Raw genomic sequence first — 24,409 nt, forward strand, 5'->3', positions numbered from 1 at the left:
TGCACCCCATGCATGATTCCGCTACTTCGACGCTACCGCACAGAATTCAGGTAGCAATGTTCATTCGAGATTTTCTCACCGGTGTGTCGCACACGGGTGTTAATCGCGCCAAATAAGTCCTGCAAGTCGGCCCGAGTCAGTAGATCTGCGGTATGAAAAAAATCGTTCATCTTCCAAGGTGCAGACCCCGCTGAGCTGGACTTGGACGTCCAGTTCCGCCAGCTCCCGGGCCGCGGAGGCCGGAAGATCCAGCGCCTCGGTTCCCCAGGAAGTCCGGGTGCGGATTCCCGGACGCAGCTGCTCGGATTCCTCGGCCATCTGCTGCGGCACTTCGTAGCAGTTTCCGCAGATCGAAGGGCCGATGACGGCCTCGATCTGCACCGCGCCGTGGAAACGCAGCTGGTGTACGGTCTTGGACAGTATTCCGTCCAGCAGTCCGCGGCGTCCGGCGTGGGCAGCGGCCGTGAGGCTGCCGCCGGATTCCGGATTGCGCCCCACGAAAAGCACCGGCAGGCAGTCCGCGACCATGACCGCCAGCGGTTCAAGCCCTGAGGGGTCGACCAGCGCATCGCAGGTCGGAGCCTCCGGGTCGCTCCACGAGGTGCGTTGCGCACCGTCGACCGCATGGATCAGCGTGGAGTGGATCTGGTTCATGAAATTCAGGGAAAAACGTCGAACCCCGATCGAGTCCTCCAGCCTGGCACGATTCTCCGCCACGAGGCGGGGATCGTCATTCACATGCAGGGCGAGGTTTCCCTCGGCCTGCGTCGTGAAGGCCAGCTGGATGCTCGGATCGAGGTTCGACGCGAAATGTAGCACTGCTCAGCTTCCTGCTGTTCTTACTTCAGGAAGTCCGGGACGTCGAGGTCGTCGTTGGAGCCGTTCAGGTCCGAATCGACAACGTCTGGCAGGTCCTGGAAAGGGTTCTGCTCTGCGGCAGGCTTCTCTGCAGGTGCCGGGGCGGCCGGCGGGACAACGGCGGGAGCAGCAGGCGCGGCAGGTGCAGCTGGCTCTGCTGCACGGCTGACGGCTGGCTTGGACACGGCCGGTGCGGACATCGGCTTGCTGGTCACGTCCGGCTCGTCGAAGCCGGCGGCGATCACGGTCACGCGGGCTTCATCACCCAGTGCGTCGTCGATGACGGCGCCGAAGATGATATTTGCTTCCGGGTGGGCGACTTCCTGGACCAGGCGGGCGGCTTCGTTGATCTCGAACAGGCCGAGATCCGAACCACCCTGGATGGACAGCAGCACACCGTGCGCGCCGTCGATGGAGGCTTCCAGCAGCGGCGAGGCGATGGCCAGTTCGGCCGCCTTCACCGCGCGGTCCTCGCCGCGGGCCGAGCCGATGCCCATCAGTGCGGAGCCAGCGCCCTGCATGACGGACTTCACGTCGGCGAAGTCGAGGTTGATCAAGCCCGAGGTGGTGATCAGGTCGGTGATGCCCTGGACACCGGAGAGCAGGACCTGGTCGGCCTGGCGGAATGCGTCCAGAACGGACACGTTGCGGTCCGAAATGGACAGCAGACGATCGTTAGGGATGACGATCAGGGTGTCGACCTCGTCACGCAGCGCCTCGATGCCGGACTCTGCCGAGTTGGCACGGCGGCGGCCTTCGAAGGTGAACGGGCGGGTGACCACACCAATGGTCAGCGCGCCCAGGGAGCGTGCGATGCGGGCAACGACAGGGGCGCCACCGGTACCGGTGCCGCCGCCTTCGCCTGCGGTGACGAAGACCATGTCGGCGCCGCGCAGGACGTCCTCGATCTCCTCGACGTGGTCCTCGGCTGCCTGGCGTCCAACTTCAGGGTTGGCGCCTGCACCCAGACCGCGAGTCAGCTCACGTCCAACATCCAACTTGACGTCGGCGTCGCTCATGAGCAGTGCCTGAGCGTCGGTGTTGATGGCGATAAATTCAACGCCCTTCAAACCGACTTCGATCATACGATTGACTGCGTTTACACCGCCACCGCCGATACCGACGACTTTAATGACCGCGAGGTAGTTCTGTGGAGCTGCCACGTCCCGCTTCCCTTGTTAGATGTGCTACATGAATCCGACCCATGCCGAAACCTTCACCCTTAGCCTGAAGGTCAGGTTTCTGTCAAGCGATCGTTATTAAGAACGCTATGAGTCGTATGGTCTTTGTGCAACGACCGCCTAGGCGTGTCGCTACTTCAAACCTATCTTTCCAGAATTTTGGCTCAGAATGTTCATCCCGCGCCCAAGTCTGACGTACTTAATAGGTCACCGGATTTTCCGGATTGGAGACGTCGATGGTCTTCTTCGCCTCCGGGCTGTCCTTTGAATTATTCAGGAAAATCTGTGTCACCTGATTTTTCAACGCCGCCTTCTCCCCGTTGCCCCAAATCAGTGTACGCTTCTGCGGCAAAGCAAGTTCCATGAATCCCGCTTCGGTCAACGAAGCGGTGGAAACCTGCTCCAGCACCTTGGCGTCGACCCCGCTGAGAATCGAGGTCAGCAACTTGAACTGCTCTGGATCCTTGGTGGCATCCGAGGCCTTGATCTTCGGCAACTTGGTTTTGTCCTTGGCGCCGAGCTTCTTCAGCTTGGCGCCGGTGTCGGACACCAGGAAGTTGGATTTGCCGTCCACCAGGATCGCCACCGGAACCTCCTCATGGATCTCCACCACCAGGGTGTTGGGCATCTGGGCCCGAACCACGACGCTGTCGATCGCCGGCTGCTCACCGAGCAGCTCTTCGACCTTGGCTTCGGAAATCCGCGGAAGCGGCGTGCCTTCCAAGGGCGCCAGCGACTCGAGCAGCTGCTTTTCGCTCAGCAGCTTGGTCCCGGTCACCTCGATCTTCTTGGCTGCCAGCACCGGGGAAAAACTCAGCACCAAGACCACGACCAGGCTGAGCACCACGATGGCGGCTGCGCCGATGAGCATGATCTTGCGCCGCCTCTTCTCCGGGCTGGGCGGAAGTTCAACGACCTTGGCTTTTTCGTCCATTGGTTCCTAGGGTTGCGTTCGTCGAGCGGGTCTCAGGACAAAGCGTCGAGCAGCCGGCCGCCGAGGTAGGTGACGTCTCCTGCTCCCACGGTCATGATCACGTCGCCGGGCTCGGCGTTTTCCACCACATGGGCCACCGCGGCCTCCGGCGCGAACACATGGGCCGGCACTTCGACGCGTTCGGCGATCAGCTCGCTGGCGACACCCTCGATGGGCTCCTCGCGGGCGGGATAGATCTCCAGCAGGGTCACCGTGTCCGCGAGCGAGAGCGCGCTGGCGAACTGGCGGTAGAACTCCTTGGTGCGGGAGAACAGGTGCGGCTGGAAGAGCACGTGCAGCTTGCCCTCCCCCGCCATCACGCGGCCGGCCTTCAGCGCGGCGGTGACTTCGGTGGGATGGTGGGCGTAGTCGTCGTACACCCGCACACCGTCGGCTTCGCCCTTGAACTCGAAGCGGCGGGCCGCGCCGGTGAAGCCGGCCAGGGCTTCGAGCGCGTCGTCCACGTCCACGCCGGCGTCGATGCCCACCGAGAGCGCCGCGGCGGCGTTGAGCAGGTTGTGCTGGCCGGGCACCGCGAGGTTCAGGATGTGCTCCTGTCCGCTGCCCCATTCGATGGTGGCGGCAAAGCGGCCGTTGTCCAGAGCGCGGGCATCGCTCAGCCGGCGGTCTGCATGATCGGAGAAACCGTAGGTCTGCACCCGCAGGTCGCTGCGGCTCTGGCGCATCTTGTGCGCGAGCTCGTTGGCGCCGGGATCGTCGGCGCAGCAGATCAGCAGCCCGTCCTCGGGCAGCAGCTGGGCGAAGTCGACGAAGGCCTGGTGCACTGCTTCGGCGGTGCCGTAGTGATCAAGGTGGTCCGCCTCGACGTTGGTCACGATGATGACGTCCGGGCGGTAGTTCAGGAACGATGCGTCGGATTCGTCGGCCTCGGCCACGAAGTAGCCTCCGTTGCCCAGTTCCGCGTTGGTGCCCAGGCTCGGGATGTTGGCGCCCACCGCGAAGCTCGGCACGGCCCCGACGGACTTGAGCATGTGGGCGGTCAGCGAGGTGGTGGTGGTCTTGCCGTGGGTTCCGGCGATCGCCACGACGCGGTCATGGCCGCGCATGGTCGCTTCAAGCCCCTGGGAGCGGTGCAGGATGCGCAGTCCGCGGCGCACTGCCTCGTCGTATTCGGGATTGCCCGGCTTGATGATCGAGGAGATCACCACGGTGTCCGCGTCGCCCAGGTTCTCCGGCGCATAGCCGACATGAATGCGGGCCCCGCGTTCGCGCAACCCGTCCATCACCGGCAGGTCCTTGGCGTCGGATCCCGAAACGCTCAGCCCGTAGTCCAGCATGAGCCGGGCCACGGCCGAGACTCCGACACCGCCAACACCCATGAGGTGTACCTTGCCCAATTCGGCATTGAGCTCGTCGGCTCGCTTCGACATGTTCTAGCCTTCCTGTCCCGGCAGTGCCCGGGATGAAACTTCGGTGATGATCTTCCGTGCCATGATCTGCGCGGCGTCGCGCCGTCCCAGTGAGGAGGCGGCCTGCGACATCTCTTCCAGTTTATGCCGATCGCCCAGCAATGGGATGACATGCTCGGCGATGTAGCCGGCGGAGAAGTCCTTGTCCGCGACCAGCAGCGCGCCGCCGGCCTGGACCAGTTCGCGGGCGTTGAGCTTCTGCTCGCCGTTGCCGATCGGCAGCGGGACCAGCACCGAGGGGGTGCCTGCCACTTCGAGTTCGCAGACGGTTCCGGCGCCCGAGCGGCAGACCATCAGGTCCGCCGCGGCGTAGGCGTAGTCCATGCGGTCAACGTATTCGACCTGGGTATAGCCCTCGTGGGCCAGCAGCGCGCCGGAGTCGTCGGTGAGCTGCTTGCCGCGGCCGGTGATATGCACGGTGCGGATGCCGGCGGCGTTCAGCTGCTGGAGGGACTGGGCGACGGCGTTGTTCAGGCTCAGCGCGCCCGAGGAGCCGCCGGTGACCAGCAGCACCGGGCGGTCGTCGGTCAGCCCGAAGTGGGCCCGGGCCTCGTCGCGCAGCGCGGCGCGGTCCATGGTGGCCACGTTGGAGCGCATGGGCATGCCGACCTGTTCCTCGCCGGGCAGCCCGGTGCCGGCGAAGGTGGTACCCACGGCGGCAGCGTGCTTGGCGCCGAGCTTGTTGGCCATGCCGGCCTTCGAGTTCGCTTCGTGCACGAAGATCGGGACACCGAGCTTCCTGGCGGCCAGGTAGGCCGGGGTGCAGACGTAGCCGCCAACTCCCAGCAGCGCCTGCGCGTTGCTCCGGCGCAGCACCGCCTTGGCCTGGTTCACTGCTTTGGCGAAGCGGAAGGGGAACTTCAGCAGGTCGAGATTGATGCTGCGCGGCATCGGGGCCTTGGGAATCAGTTCCAGCGGGTAGCCGGCTTCCGGCACCAGCCGGGTTTCCAGTCCCCCGGGCGAGCCCAGCGCGGTGATCTGCGCGGCCGGGTTTTCGACCTTCACCGCGTCGGCGATCGCCAGCATGGGCGAGATGTGCCCGGCCGTGCCGCCGCCGGCGACTACCAGTCGAATCGGTTCGCTCATGGTGCTGGTGTACTCCTTGGGTTGGTCGGCAGCGGGTGCCGTTGGTAATTCTGTGGTGCGCTCGGTGAGAACCGTCCGCGGGGGTGCCGGGCCCGGTCCGTGGGCTCAGCGCTTGGGCTTGGGTTTGGCCGCCGGCTTGGTGGAAGGAACGACGGAGACCACTTGGTCTTGCTTCTGCTGGCGGGCCGAGGAGAGCACGAAGCCCATGGCAAGCATGACCGCGAGCATCGCGGAACCGCCGGAGGAAATGAAAGGCAGCGGCACGCCGATGACCGGCAGCACGCCGGAAACGGTGCCCAGGTTCACGAAGGTCTGGCCGATGATCCAGGACATCAGGCAGCCCATGAGGACGCGGGTGTACAGGTCGGTGGCGCGCATGGCGATGCGGTACATGGCCAGGGCGAGGATGGCGAACAAGGCGAGCACGAAGATCACGCCGATGAAGCCGAACTCTTCACCGAGGATGGAGAAGATGAAGTCGTTCTGCGCTTCGGGTACGTAGGACCATTTCATGCGGGACTGGCCTGGGCCGACGCCGAACCAGCCGCCGGAGGCGAAGGCGTGCATACCCATGTTCGACTGGTAGCACTGGTCTCCGCTGCCGCAGTCGATGCCCAGCCATGCCTTGATGCGTCCGCGGCGGTTGGCCGAGGCCATGACCAGGACGGTCAGCAGCGCGAACCCTGCGGCGCCCAAGCCCAGCAGCCATTTCATGCGCAGGCCGCCCAGGAACATCGCGGTGGCCAGGATCATGATGAGCACCAGGGCGGTGCCCACGTCCTTGCCGAGCACCACAAGCAAAAGAATGATGGCGCCGACCGGTGCCAGGATCGGAATCATCAGGTGCTTCATGTCGCCCAGCAGGTGCTGCTTCTTCTCGAGCATGAAGGCGGAGAACACCGCCAAGGCGAGCTTGGCGAATTCGCTGGGCTGCAGGCCGAATCCACCGATCTTGATCCAGTTGCGGTTGCCGAGGACTTCATGTCCCAGCGGCGTGAACGCCACCAGGAACAGCAGCGCCATCGCGGCACCCACGGCGATCCACGCGAGGCGTTTGAGCTTGGAGGGGTGGATGAACTGCATGATCAGCATGCAGACGATGCCGACCCCTGCGAACATCGCCTGGGACAGGGCCACGGTGAAACCGTTGCGTCCGGCCGCGATTGCTTCGACGGAGGCGGAGGACTGCACCATGATGACGCCGAACACCGACAGGAAGATCGAGGTCACCAGCACCAGCCAGTAGTCGGTCGAGGCCAGGCGTGCGCTGGCCTTCTCGACTCCGCTGAAGATCCCGCCCTGCGGGCGCAGGCCGGGCTTCTTGCCGGAGGCGGCGGTCTTCCCGGTTTCGGCCTTGGCGCCCTGCGGCTGCTTGCGCTCCTTGGTCACCACCAATGCCCCCGTCTGTTGTTGCTTTCCGGCACTGGCCGGGTTCTCTTGCGTGCTGTTAGTCGTCGGAATTCTGATCCGTGGAACCACTATCCATCAGATCACTGACCGCGCTGATAAAGGCGTTGCCACGCTGGGCGTAGGAACTGAACTGGTCCATGGACGCGGCGGCCGGTGCCATCAGCACTGTGTCCCCCGCCTGGGCAAGTTTCCCTGCGGTGTGCACGGCGCGGGCCATGACCTGGGCGCCGCTGGGCAGGGTGCCGGTTTCATCGTGCACCGCGGCGGTGATGTCGATGACCTCGACCTTCGGCGCGTGCTCGGCCAGCGCTTCGCGCAGCCCCTGGATGTCGGTGCCGATCAGCAGCACGGTGCGCAGCCGGGCCGCGTGCTTGGCCACCAGCTCGTGGTAGTCCACGCCCTTGGACAGGCCGCCGGCAATCCAGACGACCTTGGTGAAGGCCGCCAGGGAGGCGTCGGCCGCGTGCGGGTTGGTGGCCTTGGAGTCGTTGATCCACAGGATGTCGTCGCGGCGGGCGACAGCCTGGATTCGGTGGGCGCCGGCGTCGAAGCCACTCAGGCCGCGGTGCACGGCTTCCGGCTGAACGCCGAAGGCGCGGGTCAGCGCGGCGGCGGCCGCTGCGTTCGCAGCGGTGTGGCGCGGGACGATCTCGCCGATGTCCTTCAACGCGATCAGTTCCACCGCATTGGTGCGGCGGTCCTCGATGAATGCGCGGTCCACCAGCAGGTCCTCGACCACTCCGACCATGGACACCGACGGGGTGTTGGTGGTGAAGCCGATGGCGCGGCAGCCCTCGATGACCTCTGCGTTCTCCACCATGTCGAGGGTGACCTCGTCGGCGACGTTGAAGATCGCGGCAATCTGCGTGCGCTCGTAGATCTTGGCCTTGTCGGCCTTGTAGTTCTCGAACCCATCATGCCAGTCCACGTGGTCCTCGGCGATGTTCAGCACCACGGAGGCGACCGGGGAAATGCTGTGGGTGTAGTGCAGCTGGAAGCTGGATAGCTCCACGGCGAACACGTCGTAGTCCACCGGCTCGCGCACGGCGTCCAGGATCGGGGTGCCGACGTTGCCCACGGCGATGGCCTTCAGGCCAGCGGCCTGCAGGATCGCTTCGGTCATGCCCACGGTGGTGGTCTTGCCGTTGGTGCCGGTGATGGCCAGCCACTTCGGCGCCGTGCGCCCCGCGCGGTTCTGCACGCGCCAAGCCAGCTCGATGTCGCTCCAGACCGGGATGCCTGCCTCGGTGGCTTCGGCGATGACCGGGTGGCGCGGGTTCCAGCCTGGCGAGGCGAGCACCAGCTGCGGCTGCTGGTCCTGCACCTGCGGCAGGTGCGTGACGTGCTCGGCGCCCAGCAGCACCTGGTGCGCGCCGACGATCATCAGGGTTTCCCCGCGCTGCTGGTTCAGCTCGTCGTCGCGGCCGTCCAGGACGGTGACGACGGCTCCGAGCTCGATTAGCGTGTCGGCGGCGGAGAAGCCAGACAGGCCCAGGCCCGCCACGAGAACGCGCAGGCCTTTCCAGTTCGAATCCCAGCTTGTCAGTTCGGCCAGTGCGGCATTGGCGTTTGCGCTCACAGTGCGACAACCCATTCAGAGTAGAAGATGCCCAGACCTGCGGCCACGAACAGGCCTGCCAGGATCCAGAAGCGGATGACGACGTTTTCCTCGGACCAACCCGACAGCTCGAAGTGGTGCTGCAGCGGGGCCATCTTGAACACGCGCTTGCCGCCGGAGATCTTGAAGTAGCCCACCTGGATGATCACGGACAGCGAGATGATGACGAACAGGCCGGCGATGATGACCAGCAGCAACTGGGTGCGGGAGAGGATCGCGAAGGCCGCGACGGCGCCGCCGATGGCCAGCGAGCCGGTGTCGCCCATGAAGATCTTGGCCGGCTTGGCGTTGAACCACAGGAAGCCGATCAGCGCGCCGGAGAGGATGGCGCCGAGCATGGCCAGGTCCTGCGGGTCGCGCACCGAATAGCACACGTCCAGCGCGTTCGCGTTGCTGCAGGCCTGGTTCTGCTGCCAGATGCCCATCAGCGTGTAGGCGCCGAAGACCATGATGGAGGCGCCGGTGGCCAGGCCGTCCAGGCCGTCGGTGAGGTTCACGCCGTTGGTGGTGCCGGTGACGATGAAGTTGGCCCAGAGGACGAACAGGATCAGGCCGACCATCGGTCCGGCGAAGGCCAAGTCGATGTTGGTGTCGCGCAGGAAGGAGATCGCGGTGGAGCCAGGGGTCAGCCCCTGGTCATTGGGGAACTGCAGCGCCAGCACGGCGAAGCTGATGCCCACCACTGCCTGCAGCACGATCTTCTGCCAGGCGCGCAGGCCCAGCGAACGCTTCTTGAAGATCTTGATGAAGTCGTCCAGGAAGCCGACTAGGCCCATGCCGCCGAAGAGCAGCAGCACCAGCAGGCCGCTGGCCGTGATGCCCGCGCTGGCCCGGCCCATCATGCCCAGGATGGCGTGGGTCAGGAAGTAGGCGATGAAGACCGCCAGCACGAAGACCACGCCGCCCATGGTGGGCGTTCCGGACTTCACCGCGTGGGACATCGGCCCGTCGTCGCGGACCACCTGTCCGTACTGCTTCTTCGTGAGCAGCTTGATGTACAGCGGCATGAACACCACGGTCAGCAGCAGGGCGATGCCCGCTCCTACGATTAATGCGATCATGCGTTCTCGCCTTCCTTCACGAATGCTGCGATGTCATCACCCAGATGGCGCAGGCCGGCGCCGTTGGAGGACTTGAACAGGACGATGTCCCCCGGCTCCAGCTGCTCCTGCAGCAGGGTGCGGGCTTCGTCCACGTTCTCCACGAAAAACGCCTCGTCGCCCCAGCTGCCTTCCAGCACCGCGGAGTTGTAGGCCGCCTTCGCGCCGCGGCCGACGACCACGAGCTTCTTGATGTTCATCCGCACCGCCAGGCGGCCCAGCAGGTCGTGCTGGTGGATTGACTCGTCGCCCAGCTCCAGCATTTCACCGAGCACCGCCCAAGTCCGCCGCCCCGGAGTCTCGCCGCTGGGCAGGCCCAGCTCGGCCAGGGTCACCAGTGCGGCGCGCATGGATTCGGGATTCGCGTTGTAGGCGTCGTTGATGATGCTCACGCCGTCGGCGCGCTCGACGCGCTCCATGCGCCAGCGGCTTCCTGCCTTCCGGCCGTTGAGCACGCGGGCAATCAGCGCGGGATCGATGTCCAGGGCGTAGGCGGCGTTGGCAGCTGCCAGGATGTTCGCCACGTGGTGGCGGCCGAGCAGGCCGGAGGTGATGCGCTGGGAGTAGCCGTCGGGGAACTGCAGGGTCATTTCGGGGTGGCCCTGGGAGTTGACCTCCACGTCGGCGGCCCAGACCCCGGCGCCCTCCACCGGCTTGCTCCCGGCGCCGAAGAAGCGGACCGCTCCCCCGGAGCGCGAGGCCATGCGCGCCACGCGCGGGTCCTCGGCGTTCAGGATGGCGATGCCGTCGGCGTCCAGCGCCTCGACCAGCTCGCCCTTGGCCTTCTCGATGTTCTCCACGCCGCCGAATTCGCCGGCGTGCGCGGTGCCCACGCAGAGCACCACGCCGATCTTCGGGTGGACCATGTCGGTCAGGTAGGTCAGGTGACCGATGCCGGTGGCGCCCATCTCGATCACGAAGTACTTGGTGTCCTCGGTGGCATTGAAGACGGTCAGCGGCACGCCGACCTCGCCGTTGTAGGAGCCGATCGGCGAGACGGTCGGCGCGACCTCGGAGAGGATGGCCGCCAGCAGGTCCTTGGTGGTGGTCTTGCCGGCCGAGCCGGTGATGCCCACAACCACCGCATCGTTCTTCTGCTTCAGGTAGGCGACGATGTGGGCCGCGATCTTGCCCATGGCTTCCACGGCATCCGGGACGATGACCGCCGGGTGCTCGCGGCGCTGCTCGTCGAGCGTGACACGCTCGGCCAGCGCCAGTACGGCCCCGGAGGACAGCGCGGCGTCGATGAAGGCGTGGCCGTCGGAGAACTCTCCGGGCTTGGCGACAAAAAGCGAGCCTGGTACGACGTCGCGGGAATCGGTGGTCGCCGAGGTCATCACGGTGCCGGGGGCGACGGTATTCGTCGCTTTCCCTCCGGTGATGCTCAGCAGGTCGGTCAAAGACAGTTCAATCATGGCAATAAGGACTTTACACTCGGGCGATGACGTTGGTGGACTTGGGCGTGCTAGGGAATGGTCACAAAACCATGAAGTTTCAGGGCATTGGCCAGTTCCACTCGATCGTCAAGCTCGACGTCCATTCCCGCGACGTCTTGGCTGACTTCGTGCCCGCGGCCTGCCACGAGGATCGCGTCGTTGGCTCCCGCCAAACTCACAGCAAACTCCACGGCTTTGGCGCGTGGCGCGATGTTGTGCAGCTGCACCTCGGGGCGTTCGGCCTCGATGGCGCGGGCGGCGCCGGCGGCCACCTGCTCGCGGATCGGGGCCGGGTCTTCCCCGTGCGGGTCGTCGTCGGTGACGATCACGATATCCGCGTGGCGTACCGCCACCGCGCCCATGTCCGGGCGCTTGGTGGTGTCGCGGTCGCCGGTAGCACCGAAGACGATGATGCGCCGTCCCCCGGGGCCCGGGCGCACCGAGTCCAGGGCCTTGGCCAGCGCGTCCGAATTGTGCGCGAAGTCAACCACTGCCACCGGCGACTCGCCGACCACCTGCATGCGTCCGGGCACCGCGACCGACAGCGGGTCGCTGGCGTCCAGCGCCTGCTGCAGCGCGTGAAGCGGCACCCCGCTGGCCAGCACCATCAGCGCCGCCAGCGCCGCGTTGGCCACGTTGAACATGCCAGGCAGCCCGGTGCGGGTGCTTAGGGTGCGTCCGTCGCGGTGGGTGATGTTGAAGCTGTGGCCCAAGCCCGAGTGCTGCAGGTTCTCCACACGCCAGTCGGCGCCCGGGTGACCGGCATCCAGGCTCAGCGATTCCGTGGGGACCAGCGCGCGGTCGACCAGCTGCTGGCCGTACGCGTCGTCGACCATCACCACGGCGCGTTGGCTTCGCTCAGGGGTGAACAGCTGGGCCTTGGTCTCGAAGTACTCCTGCATGGTCCCGTGCAGGTCCAGGTGGTCCTGGGTGAGGTTGGTGTAGCCGGCGACCGCGAAGGACAGGGCGTCCACCCGACCGTAGCTCAGCGAGTGGCTGGAGACCTCCATGGCCACCGCGTCGACCTGCTGCTCGGCCATGCTGGCCAGCACCCCGTGCAGCTGAGTGGATTCCGGGGTGGTGAGCACGCTGGGAATGATCTGCCCGCGCGCGGACATCTCGATGGTGCCGACCAGACCGGTCTCCGTGCCCAGGGCCTCCAGGATGGAGCGGATCATGAAGGTGGTGGTGGTCTTGCCGTTGGTGCCGGTCACGCCGAACAGCTGCGGGCAGCGGGTGGCGGTGCCGTAGATGCGCTGGGCCGCGGCGGCGGCGACGGCCCGCACGTTCTCCACGGTCGCCACCGGCAGCTGGAAGTCCGCCGGCAGATGGGCCAGGCCCTGGGCGTCGGTGATCAGTGCAAGTGCCCCGTTGGCCACCGCGGTGGCGGCGAACTCCGCCCCATGGCGGCGCGCGCCGGAGATCGCCAGGAAGACATCCCCGGGCTGCACCACCTGCGGGTTCAGGCTGACCCCGCGAACCAAGGGGTTCGCCGCCGGGTTCAGCGAACCGCGCACGGCGCCGAGCGCCGCGCACAGTTCCTCGAAGCTGGTTTCCGCAACTGACTGCGGACGCAAATGACGTTCCAGCGCGCGCGGCGTGCCGGGTTCCTGGACTACCAAGGTTTCTTTTGTTCCTCACCTACAAAGACGTCGTACGCCTCTGAATCGCTTGTGCTCGGTGGCACGTTGTACGTATTCAACGTATGGCTCATCACTTCGGTGAACGTGTCCGCCACCGTGAAGTTGCGCCAATTGCCCTGCGGCCGGTACATCGTGGCTACGACCACGTACTGCGGGTCGTCCAGCGGGGCGACGCCGGCGAAGGAGTACGTGTAACCGTCATAGCCCTTCGCGCTGGCGGCCTGGCCGGTTCCGGACTTACCGCCAACGCGGTAGCCCGGTATCTTCATTTTAGTACCGGTTCCCGACTCAACGACCGATTCCATGAGTTTGAGCATCTCGGATGATGTTGATTCCTTCACAACCCGGGTTTCCTTGCGCTCGGCCGGTTCGGAGATCGAGCCGTCCTCGTTGCGGTACCCGTCGATCAGGCTGGGCTGGATGCGCACGCCGCCGTTGGCCAACGTCTGGAAGATGGATGCGGTGTGCAGAGCGGTCTGCGAGTAGCCCTGCCCGAACATCGTGGTGTACTGCTGGCGGCGGTCCCAGGTTTCCGGGGCGGCCAGCTGTCCGGCGCTAGCGCCGTTCAGTCCGACGTCGATCGGGGTTCCCAGGCCGAAGGCACGCATGTAGTCGTAGCGGGTCTGCTTGCTGACCTGATTGCCCACCATCACCGTGCCGGTGTTGTAGGAGCGGGCGAAGATGCCAGCCGCCGTCATGTCGTAGGTGGCGTGCGGCAGCGAGTCGTTGATGGTCTCCTTGGTGAATGTCTTCTTGTTCGGGACCTTGAACTCGTCCAGGGGCTTGACCTTGCCCTGGTCGATGGCCGCGGCGAAGATCGCCGCCTTGCCCGTGGAGCCCGGCTCGAAGGCGCGGGTGATGGAGACCGAGCGGCGGAATTCAGGTTCGGTGGCGCCCGGGTTGTTGGGGTCCAGCTCTGCCGAGTCGCCGATGGCCAGCAGCTTGCCGGTCTTGACCTCCTGCACGATGACGGTGGCCCACTCGGCGTTGAACTGCTTCTGCTTGGCTTCCGCCGCGCGCTGGGCCACGTACTGGATGTCGTTGTCGATGCTCAGCAGCACGTCCTGGCCGTTCACTGCGGGGGTCTCTTCCAGTTCGGTGGTCGGGATGCGCACGCCGTCGGCGCTGACCTCGAACTTGCGTTTGCCGGCGGTGCCGGCGAGATGGTCTTCCTGGCTCAGTTCAAGGCCTTCGGCGCCGACGACGCCCTTCTGGTCCTCGGAGTTCCGTACGAAGCCCAGCAGCGGGCCAGCGATGACGCCCTGCGGGTACTGGCGTTCGCTGCGCAGCACCGAGTTCAGTCGCGGAATGCCGATTTCCATGACCTCGTTGCGAACCTCGGGGGTGACGCTCTTGGCGATCATGACGTAGCCCTTGGGCTTTGCGCCGTCCTGCGGGCGGATGGCCTTGGTCAGCTCGTCGACATCCTGGTCGAGCACCTCGGCCAGTTCCTTGATTGCTTGTTCCCAGGAAATCCGCTCGCGGGAGTTGGAGCCGTCGCGCGCCTTGCGCCGGATGGTGTCCTTCTGGTCCCGCTGGTCGACAACCAGGTCGTAGCGGTCCACCGACACGGCGAGGACGTTGCCGTTCTTGTCCAGGATGGATCCGCGGGTGGGGGCGATGGTCTCCACGCGGTTGCGCGTATCGGCCGCTTCCTTGGCCGCCGCCGCGGGGTTGATGCCCTGCACCCAGAAGAGTCGACCGGCGATGATGACCAGCAGCAGTATGGACAGCAGCAAGACGAAGCGCATGCGTTTCTTCGCGGTATCAGCGACAGTCGAACTCACGGTGAACCCAACTTTCCTTCATCGTGGATTGGTGACAGCCAAGTTGCCGCCCTGTGTTCAAGCTTAGGAAGCGAACCTTAGTCCGTCGGGGATTTCATGGTCGGCGCCGGAATCGTGCCGCCGTTGAGCTCGCCTTCGGTGAATACGGGGCGTCCGTCGTCCCCGACCTTGCGTTCGACCGTCTCCGGCTTGGTCTCTGCTGCCGCGGCCTTCTCAGGCTTTTCGGAAGTCTGCTTGCCAACCGTGGTTTCGGGCGTCGTGGACTTCGCTTTCTCTTCAGCGGCCTTGGCCTTCTTGCTGCCGTTGATGATTTCGCCCGGTAGCGGCAGAGTGTCGTAATTCGTCGCGTTCTTGTCGCCCTTGACCGCTTCTTCAGCTGGCTGGGTGATCTTTCCCTCAGAGAGGTCAATCAGTCCGGGCGCACCCGGGGCGACGAGTCCGAGGTCGGAAGCCTTGCGAGCCAGTGCCTGCGGTGCCGAGAGCGACTGGGCATCCTTGAGCAACGCCTGGTTCTCCTGGGAGAGGGCGCGTTCCTGATTGCGCAGGGAAACGATGTCGTACTGGCGCTGGGCCACCGAGGTGTTCATCAGGACCAGGGCCACGATGACCGCGACGAATAACATGACCATGACCACCGAGGTGACGACCATGGATCGCTTGTTCGTCTCGTTGATCCGTGGGACCAACGAAAGAGTCACGCGCTGAGGCGTGTCAGCAAACTTGAGATCGCTAGCGGAAACGGGCTCGGGGCGCACGGCGCGGGCAGCACTGCCGTCAACAACTGGTTGGGCAGTCATGGCTGCGTTCTTTTGCACTCGGCGCTGGGCTCGTTGGCTCATACTAGCTCCTCTTCAGAACTCGTTCCACGGCCCGCAGGCGGGCTGAGGCGGCACGTGAATTTTCTGCAATTTCAGCTTCGCTGGGCTTTTCGGTTCCCTTGGTGAGAACCTTGAACTCAGCTTTGTGTTCCTCCAGCTCAACCGGGAATCCCGGAGGGGCCGAGGAGGTCGATCCCTGGACGAAGTGTCGTTTGGTGATCTTGTCTTCCAGCGAGTGGTAGCTCATGACCACCACTCGGCCTCCGATGTTCAGTGCGCCCATGGCGGCCGGGATGGCTCGCTCCAGGACGTCCAGTTCTTCGTTCACGGCGATGCGCAGTGCCTGGAAGGTTCGCTTGGCCGGATGCCCGTGGTTGCGGGCCGCCGCGGCGGGAACAACGGATCGAATGACGTCCACCAGCTGGGCGGTGGTGGTGATCCGTGCCTTGGCCCGGGCTTCGACAATCGCAGTGGAGATCCTGCCGGCGAATTTCTCTTCGCCCCATTGGCGGATGATCCGCAGCAGTTCCTCGCGTTCAAGGTCGTTGACCAGATCTTCAGCGGTAGGTCCGGCCGAGGTATCCATACGCATGTCCAGCGGAGCATCATAGGAGTAGGCGAACCCCCGTTCACGCTCATCTAGCTGGAGGGAGGAGACGCCGAGGTCGAACAGCACGCCGTCGACGCCGGGGAAACCGAGATCGGCTACAACGTCGGCGATCTCGTCGTAGACCGCGTGGACGAGGTCGATGCGGTCCTCGAAGGGACGCAGACGGGCCCCGGCAAGCTCGTGGGCTTGCTCGTCGCGGTCCAGGCCGATCAGGTGGAGATTCTCGAACCGCTGGAGGATGGCCTCCGAATGGCCGCCCATGCCCAGGGTGCAGTCGACGACGATTGCCCGACGTCCCTCTGCGTTGGCTCGTTCAATACCCGGAGCCAGCAGATTGACGCAACGATCCAGAAGTACCGGAACATGTCGTTCTGATGCTGGTCGCTGGGAATCCTGATTCGTCACTGCGCCCCCTTTCGCGTTCAAATCGGTGCTGAGATCAGATCCCCCTCCAACCGTTGACGGCGAGACATTCTGGCTCCGGGGAAGTGAAGCCAGAAGATTTCGCCTTCAAGGTGGCTGGAGATCTCATCCCAGCTGCTTGGTTGACCTGAGTGGCCGCCCCTGATCGGACGACTAATCCTCGTCGGTCTCGGAAAACACTTCTTCCTGTTCCTGCAGGTACTGCTGCCACGCTGCGGAATCCCAGATCTCGATGCGGTTACCCGCACCAATCACCGTTACCTCGCGGTCGAGACCGCCATAGGTGCGAAGCACCTGCGGGATTGTGACTCGCCCCTGCTTGTCGGGAACTTCATCAGACGCACCGGAAAGGAACACGCGGGCATAGTCCCTGGCCTTGCGGGACGTCAGCGAAGCCTGAGCAAGTTGCTCATGTTGCTTCTCGAACTCTCGTTGGCTGAAGACGTAGATGCAGCGTTCCTGTCCCCGGGTCAAGACCAGCCCATAAGCTAACTCGTCACGGTATTTGGCAGGCAGAATCAGGCGCCCCTTTTCGTCGAGTCGCGGCGTGTAAGTTCCAAGGAACATGCACACCGCCTTTCTCCGCGAAGTGGTCAGAATCCCCGATTCCCTCTACTGCACTCCACTTTACTCCACAACCCTCCACTGTCAACGCACCTACCTGGGTTTGCCGAAGGTTTAGACATAAAAAATAGCGTATTTCCGCGTGTTTAAAGGAGAAAATGCAGTGGAGGCTCCAGGGGCAGCTGTGGACCGAAAGGTGCGGAAGAATCCCTATAAGGCGCGAAAATGCACGTGTTTTCGGGATTTGGGCCCTCAGTGGTGGAAGGTGGAGGGGCTTGGGGAGGGAAGTGGAGTCGGTGGTTCGACAACCGGAAATGGTTCCCTAGGAAATTGCCGAGAATCGCAATCCCGGCCATGTCGGCGGCGAGGCACCGCGCAGGACCTTCCGGCCGCCCAAAGCGCCATCATGCCGCACGGCCTGTGGAATGGCCCAAAAGACAATTTAAAAAACAAAGAGGTGCAACCCTCGGGTTACACCTCTAAATGCGATCAGCTCTAGCCGTCAGACTGGTCCCGCTTGCGCTGGTTCCACTTTTCTTCGAGTCCACTCATGAACTGAGAATTGTTCTTGGCATTGGATCCTGCGCGGGGCTTGGCGCCCTGGCCGATTTTTCCTGCTGCCGACTTCTTCAACGCCAACATGACTCCACCGAACATCACCGCGAATCCGATGACACCAACAACGATGATCTGCTGGGAGATACCGAAAATCAAACCGGCCAGCCCGAGAATGACCAAGAGGATACCCAGCGCGATGTTGCGGGTTGAAAGCCGCCCCGTGCTTGATGGGGCTTTCATGTTGGAGGCAAAGCGACGGTCTTCGTGCAGCTGCTTTTCCAACTGCTCCAACAGACGCTGCTCGTGTTCCGATAGCGGCATCGCCTTCTCCTTCCAATGACTTTCAGACGATCATGCACCGTCTACAGGTTCAACGCCTCATGCTCGGGAAAAGTTCCCAGTCATAATTCGAACCCACTTCTAGGATAGTCTCTTTTGACGTCGCCCTGCTAGTTGATCTTAACCACTGTTAACTTAGGCATTGGTAGGCAAAACATGCTCTTTACTCCTTGGGTCGCAGAAAACGCGCCGGACCGGTGGAGGACGTCGGGAATTTCTGGCTGATCAGGTCGGCGATCCGCTCGGCCTCCCGTGTTTTTTCGTCTCTGGGATCCAGGCTCAGCTGAATCCCCTGTGCCGAGTCTTCAAGCCGTTCGGCTCTGACCCCAAGCAGCCTGATGGGCTGGGCCAGCGGCCACAGGTTGCGGAACAGGCTAATCGCTTCGGAACTGATCATCGAAGATGAATCTGTTGCGGCGGCGAGGGTCTTGGACCTGTTGATCCCACTGAAATCCTGGTACTTCAACTTGATTCCCACGCCGCGAGCCACTTTGTCTTGGGCGCGCAACCGCTGGCCGACCCGGTGCCCGAGCCTCAGCAGTTCGCGCTCCAGTACGTCCTTGTCCCGGATATCCGTGGAAAATGTATGTTCGGCGGAAAGGCTCTTCTCCTCCCGCACGGGTTGCACCGGGCGGTTATCTATGCCCTGGGACAGCAAATACAGAGCCCGGCCATGCTCCCCGAATTTCTGTACGAGCCGAGATTCAGGTTCGGCCGCGAGCTGGGCCACGGTGTCGATGCCCAGCGAGTGGAGCTGGTCTGCCGTTCGTTTGCCCACTCCCCACATCTTGGTGACCGGAAGCTGATGCAGGAATTCCAGGGTGCGTTCCGGCGCGACGACCGTCATCCCGTTCGGCTTGGCATACGTCGAAGCCAACTTGGCCACGAACTTGTTGCGGGCGATGCCAACGCTGGAAGGCAGGCCGAATTCGCTCTGGATGTGCTCTCGAATCCGCCGGCCGATGGCAACCGGCCCTCCGAGCATCCTCATGCTCCCGGTAACGTCGAGGAATGCCTCATCGACGCTGACCTGTTCCACCACCGGGGTCACGGTGTGCAGGTAAGCCATGATCCGTTCGGAAATGGCGTTGTACTTGCCGTGGACCGGCTCGACAATGTTTGCTTCGGGCATCAGCGCAATCGCCTGGCTCATCGGCATGGCCGAATGAACTCCCCTGGCCCGGCAGTCGTAGGAGGCCGACAGGACCACACTGCGCCCACCCGGGAATCCGACGATCACTGGCTCGCCGAGAAGTTCGGGATGGTCGATAAGTTCCACCGAGACGAAAAAGGCATCCATGTCCACGTGCAGGATCGCGCGATGCTCTTTGTCATTCATGACAGCTATATTAGTGCGCGCTTCCGACAGTGCGCTGGCGGCCGAACACCCCGGAACTGCATTTGCACTTGCCCATGGCATCCGGGAAATATCCTCCCGGATTCCCGGTAGAGTTGATCCTAGCCATCTGCCCCTTCACGCGGAGAATTGATTTTGCATGTCGTTGCCTGAAACCGTCTCGGCCTTTGAGCCTGAAGTCCAGGAGCTGAGCCGGAGCTATACGGACGCCGTTGCCGCAAAGCTTGAGGACTTCCTTTCCGACAAGAATGATGAAGTCTCGTCAATTACCACCAGCGCAACTGAAATCGTCAACGCGATTCGGGATCTGACACGGGGCGGCAAGCGGCTCCGTCCGCTATTCGCCTACTGGGGATTCCTGGGCGCAGGCGGCGCCAGGGATTCTGCAGAGGTCATCCAGCTGGGCGCCGCGCTGGAGCTTTTCCAAGCCGCGGCGTTGATCCACGACGACATCATCGACAATTCGGATACCCGCCGCGGGCGTCCGAGTGTGCACAAGCACTTTGAAGCGCAGCACAAGTCGCTGGGCTTGTCCGGCAGCGCCGCGAACTACGGCATGGCCAGCGCCATCCTGACCGGCGATTTGTGCCTTTCGTTGAGTGAAGAGCTTTTCGCGGCGATTCCAAGCGTTGACGCCGCTACGCGCACCATCTTCAATCGCATGCGGACCCAGGTCATGGCCGGGCAGTATCTCGACGTACTCGAAGAGTCGGCCGGCCCCGCCTACGATCCGGCCGAAGCCGTGAAGCGCGCCCGGACCATCGTCCGCTACAAGTCGGCCAAGTACTCCACCGAGAATCCGATTCTGCTCGGCGGTGCGCTCGCCCGCGCGAACGTTGAGCTGCTCGATAGCTACAGCGCGTTCGCACTGCCCTTGGGCGAGGCGTTCCAGCTTCGAGACGACGTGCTGGGAGTCTTCGGCGATCCCGAGATCACCGGCAAGCCGGCCGGGGACGACCTGCGTGAAGGCAAGCGGACCGAACTCATCGCCCACGCACTGCTGCTGACGTCCCCTGAGGAACAGGACTTCATCCAGAACAGGCTCGGCGCCCTGGACTTGTCCGACGCTGAAGTGCAGAAGCTCAGCACTATCCTGCAGGGCAGCGGTGCGTTGCAGGAGACCGAACGCAGCATCAGCGAACTAACTGTCCAGTCCTTGCAGGCTCTGGGAGAAATCCAGACCCACGACCTCGCGCTGGCCGGCATGAAGTTCCTCAGCGATGCAGTCACCAAACGCAGTAGCTAGCCCTGCGGAACATCACCGATAGATAACAATAGGTCTCGACTTTCCTTCCAAATAAAGGAATGTCGAGACCTATTCTTTATACAAAGCTTCGTGTATCTACCAAGCCAATGCTTGCGCGCGACGGCGAATCTCGGTCTTGCGGCCCGAGCGCAGCGCGTTCATCGGGGTGCCCGGAAGCGACTCGTCCTCGGTGAAGAGCCACTTGACGCTCTCTTCATCGGAGTAGCCCGAGTCCTTCAACACCGACAAGGTACCCTTGAGGCTCTCGACAACCGCGCCATCCTGAACGAATTCCGCAGGAACCGAACGAACCTTGCGCTCGCCGATGCGTAGAGCCACGATCGTACGCTCATCAAGCATGCGATGCACGCGGCGAATATCAATGTCTAGTTCTTCGGCCAGATCGGGCAGGGTCAGCCACTGGCCAACAAGTTCTTGAATGTCATTCACCCCTTAAGGTTCCCATAAATTGCGATTCACCGCAGAAACTTTGTTCAAACCAGTCACAGCTGTTTCCATGCGTCACACAAGTAGTGTAAATTTTCATGTATCACTTTGATAACAATTGCAACACAAACAACTCCTGAAGCAGCCGGTTCAGGTGCACTTGTGACTGTTCGCGATTATCGCAACCGTACAAATGAGGAATGACTCTATGCCCCACAAAGCGACCCATGTCTCCACGCATGCGCTAGGTGTTGTCGCAGGTGCAGCGATCCCCGCTGCTGTCATCGGCAGCCTCGCCTTGGCCCCGGCTGCGTACGCAGCGCCAGCAGTATCGGTAAACACCCCAGGCTCGGCCGCGAAGTCGGTAACACCCGAAAACATCAAGATCGCTGAAGATCAGATCAAGGCACACCTGATTGCTTCCCGCGTGCCTTCCCTGGGCCTGCCTGCCAAGGCCAGCACCAAGGAAATCAAGATCCCGGCAGGCGCCAGCTTGTCCAGCTTGGCGGTGGAGTACAAGACCACCGTTTCCAAGCTGAAAGACCTGAACGACCTCAAGAGCGACTTCATCGTCGCTGGCAAGACCTTGAAGGTGCCAGGCCACGGTTCCTCGTCGTCGAAGTCCTCGAAGTCTTCGAACACATCCGCAACCAGCAGCTACACCGTAAAGTCCGGCGACACGCTCAGCGCGATCGCGGCCAAGCACAAGATGAGCCTGTCCGACCTGCTGAAGAAAAACGACATCTCCTCCAGCACGAGGATCTTCCCGGGCGACAAGGTCAAGGTCGATGGCGGATCAGCCGAAAGCTCCAGCAAGCGGTCATCGTCGAGCAAGTCCTCGTCGACCAGTTCCGGCTCCGCCAGCTACACTGTGAAGGCCGGAGACACCCTCGGCGGCATTGCCATCAAGCACAACATGAGCCTCTCGGCTCTGCTGAGCAAGAACGGCATCTCGGCCAGCAAGCCGATCTTCCCGGGCGACAAGCTCACCATCAACGGCTCGGCCAACTCCTCCAGCTCCTCGGGCAAGTCCTCGTCTTCCTCGAAGCCTTCCGGCGGAGCGAGCTACACCGTGAAGTCGGGCGACACCCTCAGCGGCATCGCGTCCAAGAACGGCATGAAGCTGGGCACCCTGTTGAGCCTGAACGGCATTTCGGCTTCCAAGCCGATCTTCCCGGGCGACAAGATCAAGGTCTCGGGCAGCGCTTCGTCGTCCTCTTCGTCCTCCTCGTCGTCCAAGCCTTCGGGCGGATCGTCCAAGGCTTCGAGCTACGCGGTGAAGTCCGGCGACACCCTCGGCGGCATTGCGGCCAAGCACGGAATGAAGCTGTCAGACCTGCTGGACAAGAACCCGCAGCTGAGCACCTCGACCCCGCTGCAGATCGGGACCAAGGTCAAGGTCAGCGGCTCCTCGGTGTCCTCGACCTCCACCGGTGGATCCAAGAAGAAGATTGGCAACACCTTCCTCGGCCGCACCTATGCCGACCACGTGGTCAGCAGCGCGAACGAGAACAAGGACTACCTGGACTCGATCTCGGTGCCGAGCCGCAGCGAGATGCAAAGCATTATCGTGTCCACCGCCAACCGCATGGGCGTTGACCCGGCGCTGGCGCTGGCGCACTCCATGCAGGAGTCGGGATTCAACATGCGTGCGGTCTCCCCCGCCAACGCCCTGGGCGCCATGCAGGTGATCCCGAGCACCGGCGAGTGGATGTCCTCCCGCCTGGGCAAGAAGCTGAACCTGCTCAACCCGCAGGACAACGTGACCGCAGGTGTTGCAGTCATCCGCTACAACCTCGACAACACCGACAACCTGGACGATGCCATCGCCGCGTACTACCAGGGCCTCGGCGGCGTGAAGAAGTACGGCATGTACGACGACACCAAGCGCTACGTGGCCAGCGTAAAGTCGTTGATGAAGCAGTACCGCTAAATACTGCGCAAGGGGCGGCCCGGAGAAGTTTCCACTTCTCCGGGCCGCCCCTTGCATTGCGCCCGGCGTGCGCGCACCAGCTGGCCGTTTCGCGGTCTTGCGACGCTAGGCCCGCCGATCCAGGGTCAGCGGCATTTCGATGACTACCCGCGTTCCCCCCTCGTCACCGGGCAGCCAGCGGATTTCCCCAGACAGCTCGCTGGTCACCAGGGTGCGCACGATCTGCAGGCCGAGACCTTCACGGCGCTCCCCTTCCGGCAGCCCGTGGCCGTCGTCCTCGATGGTCACCCTGAGCCAGTCCTTGGAGTCGGTGCCGAGATAGCGTTCGGCGATCAGTGCCACCTGTCCGTCGCGGTTGGCCAAGCCGTGCTCCACGGCATTGGTCACCAGTTCATTAATCACCAACGACAGCGGGGTGGCCAAGTCGGCGTCGAGCATGCCGAACTCCCCTTCGCGGCACGTGGAGATCTTCTGCCCCGGCGAAGCGATTTCAACGATCAGGCGGAACTGGCGGTCCATCAGGTCGTCAAACTTCACGGTTTCGTTCAGTCCCTTGGACAGGAAGTCGTGGACCGAAGCAATCGTGGATACCCGGCGCATGGCCTGTTCCAGACCCTGCTTGCCTTCGTCCGAGCTCATGCGCCGCGACTGCATGCGCAACAGCGCCGCCACGGTCTGCAGGTTGTTCTTCACCCGGTGGTGGATCTCGCGAATGGTCGCGTCCTTGGTCACCAGCTCCTTTTCACGCCGGCGCAGTTCCGAGACGTCCCGGCACAGGACCAGTGCGCCCCAGCGCTTGGATTCATCGCGCAGCGGGATAGCGCGCAGGGAGAGGGTGACGCCGCGGTACTCGACTTCAGTGCGCCACGGCATCTTGCCCTGGAGGACCAATGGGAGGGTTTCATCGACCACACGGCGGTCGCGAACCAGCGCCATGGTCAGGTCGGCCAGCGGCTGGCCCTGCAGCACGTCGGCGGCGCCGAGGCGGCGGAAAGCCGAGACCGCGTTGGGGCTGGCGAATTCCACCGTCCCTTCCACACTCAAGCGGATGAAGCCGTCGCCCACGCGGGGCGCACCGCGGCGCGAGCCGGTGGGGCTGGCGAAGTCGGGCCACAGCCCCTTGGTGCCCATGGCCAGCAAGTCGTCTGCGCTTTGCCGGTAGACGAGCTCCAAGTTCGAGGGGGTGCGCGACTGGTTGCGGTCGAAGTGCGAGGTGATCACCGCGACGGTCCGGTTCTGGCGAACCAGCGGGACAGCCTGAACGGTGGTCAGTCCAGGAATCAAATCGGCGCCGGGATGCTCGGCCGAACGCTGGATGGTTCGGCTGTCCCAGGCGCGGTCCACCATGATGCGCAGATCCTTGCGGATGCGCTCACCGACGAAGTCGGTGTGGAAGGTCGTGTGCGAGGTGGACGGGCGCACATGCGCCAAGGCGACATAGGATCCATCGCCGGTGGGGAACCAGAGCACCAGGTCTGCGAACGCGAGGTCCGCGACCAGCTGCCAATCCCCCACCAGCAGGTGGAGCCAGTCCTCATCACCGGGGCCGAGGTCGGCTTTTCGACGTAGATCTTCGGTGATGAGGGCCATTA

General features: G+C 63.6%; 20 protein-coding genes. 2 read left to right on the forward strand and 18 right to left on the reverse strand.

The window, feature by feature from the left end:
* Positions 1-99: 99 nt before the first annotated feature.
* From C1H84_RS02630 to dinB, 16 genes are all read right to left on the reverse strand, one after another.
* Complete coding sequence (locus C1H84_RS02630; protein ID WP_113606457.1) at positions 100-819, reverse strand: purine nucleoside phosphorylase YfiH/LACC1 family protein; 720 nt, start codon at positions 817-819, stop codon at positions 100-102.
* 20 nt (positions 820-839) lie between these two features.
* On the reverse strand, positions 840-2,021 hold the full coding sequence (ftsZ, locus tag C1H84_RS02635; RefSeq protein ID WP_113606458.1) for a cell division protein FtsZ: 1,182 nt from the start codon (positions 2,019-2,021) through the stop codon (positions 840-842).
* A gap of 217 nt (positions 2,022-2,238) precedes the next feature.
* Positions 2,239-2,973 carry a cell division protein FtsQ/DivIB gene (locus C1H84_RS02640; protein ID WP_113606459.1) on the reverse strand — a complete coding sequence of 245 codons (735 nt, stop codon included), beginning with the start codon at positions 2,971-2,973 and terminating at the stop codon, positions 2,239-2,241.
* Positions 2,974-3,005: 32 nt separating this feature from the next.
* Positions 3,006-4,403 (reverse strand): UDP-N-acetylmuramate--L-alanine ligase, encoded by a 1,398-nt coding sequence (gene murC, locus C1H84_RS02645; protein ID WP_047119486.1) that lies wholly within the window; start codon positions 4,401-4,403, stop codon positions 3,006-3,008.
* Between the two features lie 3 nt (positions 4,404-4,406).
* A complete protein-coding gene (murG, locus tag C1H84_RS02650; RefSeq protein ID WP_113606460.1) occupies positions 4,407-5,528 on the reverse strand; it encodes an undecaprenyldiphospho-muramoylpentapeptide beta-N-acetylglucosaminyltransferase in 1,122 nt (373 codons plus the stop codon).
* A 105-nt stretch (positions 5,529-5,633) separates the two neighbouring features.
* Positions 5,634-6,920, reverse strand: coding sequence for a putative lipid II flippase FtsW (ftsW, locus tag C1H84_RS02655; RefSeq protein WP_244910801.1), 1,287 nt, complete (start codon positions 6,918-6,920; stop codon positions 5,634-5,636).
* 55 nt (positions 6,921-6,975) lie between these two features.
* The gene (murD, locus tag C1H84_RS02660) at positions 6,976-8,532 is read right to left on the reverse strand and encodes a UDP-N-acetylmuramoyl-L-alanine--D-glutamate ligase (protein ID WP_047119489.1); all 1,557 of its coding nucleotides are present in this window, start codon (positions 8,530-8,532) and stop codon (positions 6,976-6,978) included.
* Complete coding sequence (gene mraY / locus C1H84_RS02665; protein ID WP_047119490.1) at positions 8,514-9,617, reverse strand: phospho-N-acetylmuramoyl-pentapeptide-transferase; 1,104 nt, start codon at positions 9,615-9,617, stop codon at positions 8,514-8,516. Before mraY ends, murD begins: the two co-directional genes overlap by 19 nt.
* Positions 9,614-11,071, reverse strand: coding sequence for a UDP-N-acetylmuramoyl-tripeptide--D-alanyl-D-alanine ligase (locus C1H84_RS02670; RefSeq protein ID WP_113606461.1), 1,458 nt, complete (start codon positions 11,069-11,071; stop codon positions 9,614-9,616). The genes mraY and C1H84_RS02670 overlap by 4 nt, the downstream gene beginning before the upstream one ends.
* 50 nt (positions 11,072-11,121) lie before the next feature.
* Entirely contained in the window at positions 11,122-12,714 is a 1,593-nt protein-coding gene (locus tag C1H84_RS02675; protein WP_053798399.1) for a UDP-N-acetylmuramoyl-L-alanyl-D-glutamate--2,6-diaminopimelate ligase, read from the reverse strand.
* Positions 12,708-14,522, reverse strand: a complete 1,815-nt coding sequence (locus tag C1H84_RS02680; protein ID WP_047119493.1) for a peptidoglycan D,D-transpeptidase FtsI family protein — start codon at positions 14,520-14,522, stop codon at positions 12,708-12,710. The genes C1H84_RS02675 and C1H84_RS02680 overlap by 7 nt, the downstream gene beginning before the upstream one ends.
* A gap of 77 nt (positions 14,523-14,599) precedes the next feature.
* Positions 14,600-15,220, reverse strand: coding sequence for a cell division protein FtsL (gene ftsL / locus C1H84_RS02685; protein ID WP_146955833.1), 621 nt, complete (start codon positions 15,218-15,220; stop codon positions 14,600-14,602).
* A gap of 142 nt (positions 15,221-15,362) precedes the next feature.
* A complete protein-coding gene (gene rsmH / locus C1H84_RS02690; RefSeq protein ID WP_047119494.1) occupies positions 15,363-16,355 on the reverse strand; it encodes a 16S rRNA (cytosine(1402)-N(4))-methyltransferase RsmH in 993 nt (330 codons plus the stop codon).
* Positions 16,356-16,526: 171 nt separating this feature from the next.
* Positions 16,527-16,940, reverse strand: a complete 414-nt coding sequence (gene mraZ, locus C1H84_RS02695; protein WP_047119495.1) for a division/cell wall cluster transcriptional repressor MraZ — start codon at positions 16,938-16,940, stop codon at positions 16,527-16,529.
* A gap of 492 nt (positions 16,941-17,432) precedes the next feature.
* Positions 17,433-17,816: a DUF3040 domain-containing protein gene (locus C1H84_RS02700; protein WP_047119496.1), complete on the reverse strand. Its 384-nt coding sequence runs from the start codon at positions 17,814-17,816 to the stop codon at positions 17,433-17,435.
* A 181-nt stretch (positions 17,817-17,997) separates the two neighbouring features.
* Positions 17,998-19,173 (reverse strand): DNA polymerase IV, encoded by a 1,176-nt coding sequence (dinB, locus tag C1H84_RS02705; protein WP_113606463.1) that lies wholly within the window; start codon positions 19,171-19,173, stop codon positions 17,998-18,000.
* A 157-nt stretch (positions 19,174-19,330) separates the two neighbouring features.
* Here dinB and C1H84_RS02710 point away from each other — a divergent pair, with 157 nt between their 5' ends.
* Complete coding sequence (locus C1H84_RS02710) at positions 19,331-20,437, forward strand: polyprenyl synthetase family protein (RefSeq protein ID WP_113606464.1); 1,107 nt, start codon at positions 19,331-19,333, stop codon at positions 20,435-20,437.
* Between the two features lie 96 nt (positions 20,438-20,533).
* Here the strand turns inward: C1H84_RS02710 and C1H84_RS02715 are convergent, their stop codons facing one another.
* Entirely contained in the window at positions 20,534-20,887 is a 354-nt protein-coding gene (locus C1H84_RS02715; protein ID WP_047119498.1) for an Rv2175c family DNA-binding protein, read from the reverse strand.
* Positions 20,888-21,092: 205 nt separating this feature from the next.
* Between C1H84_RS02715 and C1H84_RS02720 the strand changes: the two genes are divergently transcribed.
* The gene (locus tag C1H84_RS02720; RefSeq protein ID WP_052772406.1) at positions 21,093-22,817 is read left to right on the forward strand and encodes a lytic transglycosylase domain-containing protein; all 1,725 of its coding nucleotides are present in this window, start codon (positions 21,093-21,095) and stop codon (positions 22,815-22,817) included.
* Between the two features lie 105 nt (positions 22,818-22,922).
* Here the strand turns inward: C1H84_RS02720 and C1H84_RS02725 are convergent, their stop codons facing one another.
* Positions 22,923-24,407: a sensor histidine kinase gene (locus tag C1H84_RS02725; protein ID WP_047119499.1), complete on the reverse strand. Its 1,485-nt coding sequence runs from the start codon at positions 24,405-24,407 to the stop codon at positions 22,923-22,925.
* Positions 24,408-24,409 lie beyond the last annotated feature (2 nt).

The organism is Glutamicibacter soli, assembly GCF_003309065.1.
GTDB classification, from domain to species: Bacteria; Actinomycetota; Actinomycetes; order Actinomycetales; family Micrococcaceae; genus Glutamicibacter; species Glutamicibacter soli.